This is a genomic window from Polaromonas sp. P1_G2 (genome assembly GCF_056405515.1).
Map to the genome: position 1 here is coordinate 1 of NZ_JBFUBY010000264.1, position 8,017 is coordinate 8,017.

Here is an 8,017-nt window from a genome sequence, read left to right on the forward strand (position 1 = left end):
GTCACCGGCATGCGAGACCGCACGGGCGACATAGTCGTTGGGGTCTTTCGCTACCCACTCGGGCAGTCCGGCGTTCATCAGCAGGCCGACGCCTTGGCGTGACAAAAACCGCTCACCAGCCAGCGTCAGTACGGGAACGCCCATCCACAAGGCTTCCATCGTCGTTGTCCCACCTGGGTAAGGGAAAGGGTCCAGCGCAATGTCGACCTTTTGATAAGCCGCCAGGTAATTTTCCCGGGGAACATAGTTTTCCAGAACCAGTCGCCCAGGTTCGATACCGTGAGCCGCGAAACGATCCATGACCTCGCGCCGTGCGGACGGCTGCATCAGCTGGCGGGCCTTGAGGAACAGACGGCTCGACGGAACGGCTTTCAATATTTGCGCCCACAGTGCCACAACGGCGCTATTCATCTTGGTTAAATTGTTGAAACAACCGAAGGTGACATGGCCGTTGGAAAGTGCCGGAAGCGGCGAGACGGCAATGTTCGAGGGGGGCGGCGTGAAGCACAGCCGGGTCTCCGGCAGGCGCCAGATTTTCTCCGTGAAGTTGACTTCCTCGCTGGCCGGCAAGGTCCAGGGGTCGGCCAGCAGGTAATCTATGGCTTGCACCCCGGTGGTTGCGAAATAGCCCAGCCAGGACAGTTGCACCGGCGCGGGTTTCCAGGCGAATACGGGCAGGCGGTTGTGCGCGGTATGCCCTGAAAGGTCGATCAGGATGTCGATGCCGTCTTCGCGTATCAGCCCGGCCGCATGCTCATCGGAAAGTCCGACCAAAGGGCGCCACGCGCGGCAGCAGGCCTTCAGCCGCTGGCTCAGTTCGTCATCGCAGGTGCGTGTGGGATAGGCGAACAGTTCCAGCGAGGTGGCGCTGGTTTTTATCGCCGCCACAACCGCATCCAGAAAATAGCCCACCGGGTGAATGCAAAGATCCCCGGACACCACACCCACCCGCAGGCGGCGCCGGGAGTCCGGCGTGTTGTCCCAGGCCTGCGCCGGCCGGGCGTGGCGGGCGATGATGTTCCCAAACCGATTGGCCTGGGCCAACAAGTGCGCAACGGGTTGATCTGCCAGGTAGTTGTGCACGAAGAGCAGGTTGTTGTGGGCTTCCGTGAAGTCCGGCTGGAATTCCAGTGCGCGGCGGGTGCTCTCYAGAGAGCTTTCAAGCTGTCCAAGATCTTGCAGGGCATTTCCGAGATTGCTGTGGGCCTGCGCGTAATCAGGCTTGATGGTCAACGCCCGCCGGTGGCATTCAACGGCCTCGTCGAACTGCCCCTGTGACTGGAAAACCGCGCCCATGGCGGTGAGCGATTCGGCGAAATCGGGATTGATCGCAAGTGCTTGGCGGTAGCTCGACACAGAGAGCTCGGCTTGCCCCAATTCTGAAAGAAGATTTCCCAAGTTGTGGTGAGCCTCGATGAAGTTCGGCTGGATCTCCAGCGCCCGGCGGTAGCTCTCCGCCGCATCCGTCAGCTGCCCCAATGTACGTTGGGTGGCGCCCAGGTTGTTGTAGGCCAAGGCATTTTCCGGGTCTGCCGCGGCCGCCCGGCGGAAACTCGCGGCGGCATCCTTGAACCGGCCCTGTTTTCTCTGGACGGCTCCCAGATTGTTGAGCCAGTCCACATTGTCGGGATCGAGTTCCAGCATCTGGCGGTAAGCGTCAGCCACCTCACTGGAGCGCCCAAGCCGTTTCAGGAGGTCGGCCCGTTTTTCATGGGCTTGGGCGTGGTCCGGCTTGATCTTCAAGGCGCGGCGATAGCTCTCCACGGCTGCTTCATCCTGCCCCAGCTCCTCCAGAGTCGTTCCCAGGGCGACCTCCGCTTCCACGAACTCCGGCTTGAATGCGAGCGCCTGGCGGTAGGCCCGCGCTGCCGCCTCATGCTGAGCCAGCCGTGCGTGGGCGGATCCGATGTTGAAGTGGGCACCGGCTGAGTCCGGTTTGTACTGCACGGCCTTGGCAAACGCCTCCAGTGCATCCTGTGCATCGCCCCGGTCAAGCAGTATGGTGCCCCGGTTGAAGTGCGCCCGGGCAAAGTCGGGCGCCAGGRCAATCGCCTSGTCATAGCGCCGCAAAGCCTCTTCCGGTCGCCCYTGCTGYTCAAGTTCCARGCCCYGTGCAAGCAGRTCATCGGCGCTCAAACCCGGATCCGGACCTGGACCCGGCGCAACTTGCGCATCTGCTTTTKCGGCARYACGYGCCCCCCGCACAAATYTGTCAAATATTCCCATTGCYGKYCTCTTCAKCCTGCYGTGGCGRKYATGGRRTTCTGCTCRCACCACAATTGCCACATGCCGCGCAGGGCGGCCTCGAAGTGGCCGGCAAAGCGCTGCGCATCGAAGATGGGTGAGTCCAGTACTTGCTGCCGCAAACCTGCGCGCAGCCTGGCCAGGCCCTGCAAGTCACCGGCATGCGAGACCGCACGGGCGACATAGTCGTTGGGGTCTTTCGCTACCCACTCGGGCAGTCCGGCGTTCATCAGCAGGCCGACGCCTTGGCGTGACAAAAACCGCTCACCAGCCAGCGTCAGTACGGGAACGCCCATCCACAACCTTTTGCCGCACAAAAGCCGCGTGAAGCTGCGTCGACTTGAGGAGCAGGCGGCTGTTAGGGACGGCGTGTAGTACGCGCGACCAGAGAGCCACGACCTCGTCGTTCATCTTGGTCAAATTGTTGCAGCTTCCAAAGGTGACGTAGCCGTTGCTGATCGCGGGAAGCGGCCCGACAAAGGCATCATGGCCTGGTGGCGTGAAACAGATATAGCTGTCAGGCAAGCGCCAAACCTTTTCGGTGAAATAAGCCTCTTGCTCCTCGGGCAGAGTCCATGCGTCCGCGATAAGGTAATCGATGGTGCTCAGGCCTGTGGTTGCCAGATAGCCGAGCCAGGTAAGTTGTACAGGCGCCGGCTTCCGGGCAAAAATGGCCAGCCGGTTGCGCGCTGTGTGTCCGGAGAGGTCAATCAACATGTCAATGCCATCTTCGCGGATGCGCTGGGCCAACGCGTCATCGGAGAGCCGCGCGACCGAATGCCAGTCTTTGCAATGAGCTCCAAGGCGTTTGCTCGTCGCATCCTCATCTTCGCGATTCGAATACGCGAACAGCTCCAGCCGGCCGGATGCCTGTAAGGATAGCGCGGCCAGAACGCTTTCGAGAAAATAACCAACCGGATGGTCGCCCAGATCGCCGGACACCAGGCCTATACGCAGGCACCGATCAGGGTTGGGGGGGTTATACCAGTCGGTATAGGGCTGGTCCAACCGCGCCGCCATCTCGCCGAAACGCTGTGCGTCCGAAAACGAAAGTGAAGGCGGCTGGCCGGCAATGTAGTTATGGATGAACAGCAGGTTGTTGTGAGCCAGGAAACACTTGGGATCGAGTTCCAGAGCTCGGCGAACACTTTGCAACGCGGGCCCATATTCCCCCAGGTCTTTGAACACATTGCCAAGACCAAGGTGCGTATCCCGATTGTGGGGATCTATCTCCAGCGCTCGTTGAAAACTCGCGATAGCGGTATCGAGTTGGCCAAGGCCCGCCAACGTAATGGCCAGGTTGAGGTGTCCATCTGCACCGCCCGGCTCGATCTCGATCGCTCGCCGGAAATGTTCCATCGCCTTCTCATACTGTCCAAGGTGACCTAACGCGGCTCCCATGCTGTTATGCGCCGGCGCATAGTCGGGCCGGATTTCCAGGGCCCTCCGATAACACGCGGCTGCCTGCTCCAGTTTTCCCTGCTCCTGAAAAACCAAACCGAGGTCGCGATGCGTTTCAACCGAAGCGGGGTTGAGTGCCAGAGCGGTCTCGAAGCTGGCGATCGCCTCCTCGGCTTGCCCGGATTCCATCATCATGCGGCCCAGCGTTTGATGCAGTTCCGCTGAGTCCGGCCTGATCTGTGCGGCTCGTTTGTAGCTGCTTATCGCCTCGCGATGCTCTCCCAGCTTGCCAAGCGCCATCCCGAGGCTGACGTGAGCGTCGGCGAAATCGGGTTTCAAGGCAATGGCCTGGCGGCAGGCGGCGATCGCTTCGCCGGTGTTTCCCAGGCGCAGGTGAGCACTGCCTATGTTGTAGTGGGCTGTTGCCGAGTCTGGTTTGWATGTTACGGCCTGCTCATAGGCGGCCAGCGCGCTTGCCGCGTTGCCCTTGTCCAGCAATATGTTGCCGCGGTTGAAGTGGGCGCGTGCGAGTTCGGGTTTCAGGCGAATCGCCGCGTCGTAGCGCGCCAAGGCCTCTTCCAGTTTCCCTTGGTCTTCAAGTGCAATGCCCTCCTCAAGAAGGCGTTCCGCTTCCTTATGGGCAATCAAAGTCGAGTCTTCAGTGCCACCGGCAGATTCGGCGGGCACTTTCAGGAAGCGGTCAAATAGTCCCATTTCGCCTTAAGCGGGCGGCGGTGTGCCGGCATTCTCGCTGCACCATTTGTGCCACATACCGAGCAACGCAGCCTCAAAGTGCTGCGCAAAACGGGGCGCGTCAAAGACAGGTGAATCCAGGACCTGCTTTCGCAAGCTATTCCGTAAAACGGCCAGGCGTTGCACATCGCCGGCATGCGATACCGCGCGCGCCAGGTAATCGCCGGTATTGGTGGCGATCCAGTCGGGCAGGCCGGCATTCATCAGCATGCCGACGCCCTGGCGGGACAAAAACCTCTCGCCTGCCAGCGTCAACACAGGGATGCCCATCCACAAGGCTTCCGCTGTGGTGGTGCCTCCGGGAAATGGGAAAGGATCAAGGCCGATATCCACCCGCTGATAAGTCGCCAGATAGTTTGACCTGGGAACGTACCCTTCAAGAATCAATCTCTCGGGCTTGATGCCGTGCGCGGCGAAGCGTTCATGCGTGCTTTGCCGCACCGACGCTTCTCCGAGTTGCTGGTATTTAAGAAACAGGCGGCTGTCCGGCACCGCATTTAAGACCTGCGCCCACAGCGCCACCACGGCATCGTTCATTTTGCTCAGGTTGTTGAAGCTCCCGAACGTCACGTAACCATTTGCCAGCGCCGGCAGAGGACCGACCGCCACATCCTCGGCCGGTGCCGTGAAACAAAGGCGGGTCTCCGGCAGGCGCCATATCTGTTCGCTGAAATTGATTTCCTGCTCCGGCGGAAGCGTCCAGGGGTCGGCGATGAAGTAGTCGATGGCGGCCAGGCCGGTTGTAGCGAAATAACCCAGCCAACTGACCTGTACAGGGGCTGGCTTCCGGGCAAACACGAGCAAGCGATTGTGCGCCGTGTGGCCGGACAGGTCGATCAGGATATCGATGGCATCGTCCCGGACTCGCCGGGTGAAGGCGTCATCGGAAAGGTGCTGGACGATATGCCAGCCCGTGCAGTGCGCCTGCAGGCGCTGGCTGGTTTCGTCGCTACCACTGTTGTTGGAATAGACGAACACTTCCAGCCGCCCGGAGGCCTGCGAGGCGAGAGCCGCCAGTACGCCTTCCAGAAAATAGCCCACCGGGTGGTCACGCAGATCGCCGGATACAAAACCCACGCGCAGGCTCCGCCCGGCGTGGGGCGGATTCGGCCACTTCGTATAGGCTGGCGCCAGCCGCGCGGCCATCTCCCCAAAGCGGCGTGTGTATGCCAGCAACAGCGCGGCAGGCTGATCCGCCAAATAGTTATGAATGAACAGCAGGTTGTTGTGTGCCAAGGCACAATCCGGATCCAGCTCTAGCGCGCGGCATACGCTGCTCAGCGCCGGTTCAAACTGACCCAGGTCTTTCAGGGCGTTGGCCAGGCCAACGTGGGTGTCCGCGCTGTCGGGTCGTATGTCGAGTGCGCGCTGAAAGCTCGCGATGGCAGCTTTGGATTGGCCGATCGTTGCCAATGCAATGCCGAGGTTGAGATGCCCATCCGCGTTGTCGGGTTCGCTTTTTATTGCTCGCCGGAAATGTTCCAGCGCCTTCTCGTGCTGTGCTAGACGACCTGACACGGTCCCCATGCTGTTATGCGCCGGGGCATAGTCGGGCCGTATTCTCAGGGCACGCTGATAACACGCGGCTGCCTGTTCGAGTTTCCCCTGTTCCTGAAAGACCAGGCCGAGGTTGTAATGCGTTTCGGCCGAAGCGGGGTTAATTTTGAGCGCATGGCCATAACAGGCGATGGCCTCGTCAAGCTTGCCGAGCTCTTTAAGCGCACTTCCGAGATTGCCGTGTGCCTCCATCAGGCCGGGATGGATTTCCACCGCGCGTCGATAACTGGAAATGGCTTCACTAAACCGCCCAAGGTCCTGAAGGGTAATCCCGCGGCTGTGATGGGCCTGTGCATCATCAGGATCGAGTGCCAGAGCGGCATCCAAACTGGCGATCGCCTCTTCGGCCTCCCCGGATTCCATCATGGCGCGGCCCAAGGCGTGATACAGCTCTGCGGAGCCTGGCTTGATCTGCACGGCTTGCCTGTAGCTTGCTATCGCATCGCGATGCTCTCCAAGCTTTCCAAGCGCTATTCCGAGGCCAACATGGGCGTCAGCGAAATCGGGGTTCAAGGCAATGGCCTGGCGGCAGGCGGCGATCGCTTCGCCAGTGTTTCCCAGGCGCAGGTGGGCATTACCCATGTTGTAGTGGGCTGCTGCCGAGTCTGGTTTGTATGTTATGGCGCGCTCATAGGCGGCCAGCGCGCTTGTCGCATCGCCCTTGTCCAGCAATATGTTGCCGCGATTGAAGTGGGCGCGCGCCAGCCCGGGTTTCAGCCCAATTGCCGCTTCGTAACGCTTCAAGGCTTCTTCTGATTGTCCCCGGCCTTCAAGCGTCATACCCTCCTCTAGAAGGCGTTCCGCTTCGCTTCGACTTGAGGCGGTCGCATCTTCGATGGCGTTGGCAGGCCCGGATGGCGCTTTCAAGAAACGATCAAACAGCGCCATTTGCCTTTTTAACCTTGCAGTGTAGTGTCGGGATATTGGGCACACCAGATGTGCCACATCTCACGCAGCGCGGCCTCGAAATGCTCTGCAAAGCGGGGGGCGTCAAAGATGGGAGAGGCCAATACCCGCCGGCGCAGATCGCTTCGCAGCGCGACCAGGGCCTGCAGATCATTCGCATGCGCTGCCGCGCGAGCAACATAGTCCTGTGGATCAGCGGCGACCCATTCGGGCAAACCGGCGTTCATTAAAAGGCCGACGCCCTGGCGCGATAAAAAGTGCTCACCGGCCAGCGTTAACACCGGCACACCCATCCACAGGGCCTCGACACTGGTGGTGATGCCGGGATAGGGAAACGGGTCGAGWGCGATRTCCATTTCCTGATACGTCGTCAAATGCTCGCCGCGGGGGACAGGCGTCTTTAATATCAATCGCTCCGCTTCAACGCCATGAGCGCCAAACCGTCCAATGACCTCTTCCCGCACAGCATCCTCGTGAAGTTGCGTCGACTTGAGGAGCAGGCGRCTGTTGGGAACGGACTGCAATATGCGCGACCAAAGAGCCACGACATCGTCGTTCATCTTGGTCAAATTGTTGCAGCTTCCGAAGGTGACGTAGCCGTTGTCGACAGCCGGAAGCGGCCCGGGCAAGGCACCATGGACTGGGGGCGTGAAGCAGATATAGCTATCAAGCAAACGCCAAATCTTTTCGGTGAAATAAGCCTCTTCTTCTTTTGGCAGGGTCCATGCGTCCGCGAGGACGTAATCGRTAGCCGTCAGGCCCGTGGTTGCCAGATAACCAAGCCAGGTAAGTTGCACGGGCGCCGGCTTCCATGCGAACATTGTCAGCCGGTTGTGCGCCGTATGCCCGGACAGGTCAACCAGGATGTCGATGCCGTGTTCCGTGATGCGCTGCGCCAAGGCTTCGTCTGAAAGGCCGACCGCCGAATGCCAGCCTTTGCAGTAGGCGCGCAACCGCGTGCTTGTCTCATCGTCGCAGGTAAAGGTGGGGTAGGCGAACAGCTCCAGCCTGCCTCCAGTGCGGGATATCAGCGCCGCCAGCACACCTTCGAGGAAACACCCCACTGGATGGTCGCGAAGGTCACCGGATACAAAGCCCACCCGCAACACCCGCTGGGGATCGGGTGGGTTTTGCCAATGCGTGCGCGGCTGGGCCA

General features: G+C 60.5%; 5 protein-coding genes. All 5 read right to left on the reverse strand.

The window, feature by feature from the left end; all coding sequences use genetic code 11:
• Window positions 1-2,205 (reverse strand): tetratricopeptide repeat protein (locus AC1D0P_RS20760; RefSeq protein WP_477678480.1); only part of this gene is annotated, 2,205 nt, incomplete at its 3' end.
• Window positions 2,206-2,237: 32 nt separating this feature from the next.
• Window positions 2,238-2,540: an O-linked N-acetylglucosamine transferase family protein gene (locus tag AC1D0P_RS20765; protein ID WP_477678476.1), complete on the reverse strand. Its 303-nt coding sequence runs from the start codon at window positions 2,538-2,540 to the stop codon at window positions 2,238-2,240.
• Complete coding sequence (locus AC1D0P_RS20770; RefSeq protein WP_477678477.1) at window positions 2,509-4,359, reverse strand: tetratricopeptide repeat protein; 1,851 nt, start codon at window positions 4,357-4,359, stop codon at window positions 2,509-2,511. Before AC1D0P_RS20770 ends, AC1D0P_RS20765 begins: the two co-directional genes overlap by 32 nt.
• A 6-nt stretch (window positions 4,360-4,365) precedes the next feature.
• Complete coding sequence (locus AC1D0P_RS20775; protein WP_477678478.1) at window positions 4,366-6,843, reverse strand: tetratricopeptide repeat protein; 2,478 nt, start codon at window positions 6,841-6,843, stop codon at window positions 4,366-4,368.
• An 8-nt stretch (window positions 6,844-6,851) separates the two neighbouring features.
• Window positions 6,852-8,017 (reverse strand): O-linked N-acetylglucosamine transferase, SPINDLY family protein (locus AC1D0P_RS20780; protein WP_477678479.1); only part of this gene is annotated, 1,166 nt, incomplete at its 5' end.